Raw genomic sequence first — 1797 nt, forward strand, 5'->3', positions numbered from 1 at the left:
GCGCCGACGACCCATCCGGCCCTTCTCGCCTGGGTGCGGGAGGTGACGGAGCTCACGCAGCCTGCCGGGGTCGTGTGGGTGGACGGCTCGGAGGCGGAGAACACACGCCTGGCCGAAGGGCTCGTGGCCAGTGGCACGTTCGTGCGGTTGAACCCCGAGACGTTCCCCAACTCCTTCGCGGCGTTCTCGGACCCCAAGGACGTGGCCCGCGTGGAGGAGCAGACCTTCATCTGCTCCCGGGACGAGCGCGAGGCCGGCTTCACCAACAACTGGATGGACCCCGACGAGATGAAGGCCAAGCTCACGGGCCTCTTCTCCGGCTCCATGCGGGGTCGCACCATGTACGTCATCCCGTTCGTCATGGGCCACCTCGACGCTGAGGACCCGAAGTTCGGTGTGGAGATCACGGACAGCGCGTACGTGGTGACCTCCATGCGGATCATGGCGACCATCGGCACCGCGGTCCTCGACCGGATGACCGAGCTCGAGGCCCCGTTCGTCCCCGCGCTCCACTCCCTCGGCGCGCCACTCGCCGAGGGCGAGGCCGACGTCCCGTGGCCGTGCAACGAGGACAAGTGGATCGTCCATTTCCCCGAGGAGCGCTCCATCTGGTCCTACGGGTCCGGCTACGGCGGCAACGCCCTGCTGGGCAAGAAGTGCTACGCGCTGCGCATCGCGTCGGTGATGGCCCGCGACGAGGGCTGGCTGGCCGAGCACATGCTGATCCTCAAGCTCACCTCGCCCCAGGACAAGACCTACTACCTCTCCGCCGCGTTCCCCTCCGCGTGCGGCAAGACCAACCTCGCCCTGCTCGACCCCACGATCGACGGCTGGAAGGTCGAGACCCTGGGCGACGACATCACCTGGATGCGCTTCGGCAAGGAGGGTGAGCTCCGCGCGGTCAACCCCGAGGCGGGCCTCTTCGGCGTCGCTCCCGGCACGGGTTGGGGGACCAACCCGAACGCCATGCGGGCGATCGCGAAGGGCAACTCGGTCTTCACCAACGTCGCCCTCACCGACGACGGCGGCGTGTGGTGGGAGGGCATGACGGACGAGGTGCCCGCGCACCTCACCGACTGGCAGGGCCGGGACTGGACGCCGGACCTGGACCACACCGCCGCGCACCCGAACGCCCGGTTCTGCACGCCCATCGACCAGATCGACATGCTCGCCGAGGAGTTCAACCGGCCCGACGGCGTCGAGCTCTCCGCGATCCTCTTCGGGGGCCGCCGCAAGACGACCGTCCCCCTCGTCACGCAGTCCCGCAACTGGGCCAACGGGATCTTCATGGGATCGACGCTGTCGTCGGAGACGACGGCCGCCGCCGCCGGCCAGGTGGGGCGGGTGCGCCGCGATCCGATGGCCATGCTGCCCTTCATCGGGTACGACGCCGGCGACTACCTCCGGCACTGGCTCACCCTCAGCGCCGGGGCGGACCAGGCCCGGCTGCCGAAGATCTTCCTCGTGAACTGGTTCCGCCGTACGGCGTCGGGTGGCTTCGCCTGGCCGGGCTTCGGCGACAACTCGCGGGTGCTCAAGTGGGTCATCGAGCGGCTCGAGGGCACCGCCGACGCCGTCGAGACGCCCATCGGGTTCGTCCCCACGGGGGACGCCCTGGACCTGACCGGACTCGACATGACCCCCGCGGAGGTCGAGGCAGCAGTGCACGTCGACGCCGTGGAGTGGGCCGAGGAACTCGAGGGCATCGAGCAGTGGTACGAGCGCTTCGGGGACTCCCTGCCCGAGGAGCTGAGGGGGCAGCTCGAGGAGCTGAAGCAGCGCTTCAGCGTCGCCTGA

General features: G+C 69.5%; 1 protein-coding gene. It reads left to right on the forward strand.

What is annotated here, in order from left to right; genetic code table 11:
• On the forward strand, positions 1 to 1797 hold a 1797-nt coding region (locus CXQ97_RS18475), incomplete at its 5' end, for a phosphoenolpyruvate carboxykinase (GTP) (RefSeq protein ID WP_104182350.1).

The organism is Arthrobacter sp. B0490 (genome assembly GCF_002929355.1).
Classification (GTDB): Bacteria; Actinomycetota; Actinomycetes; order Actinomycetales; family Micrococcaceae; genus Arthrobacter_D.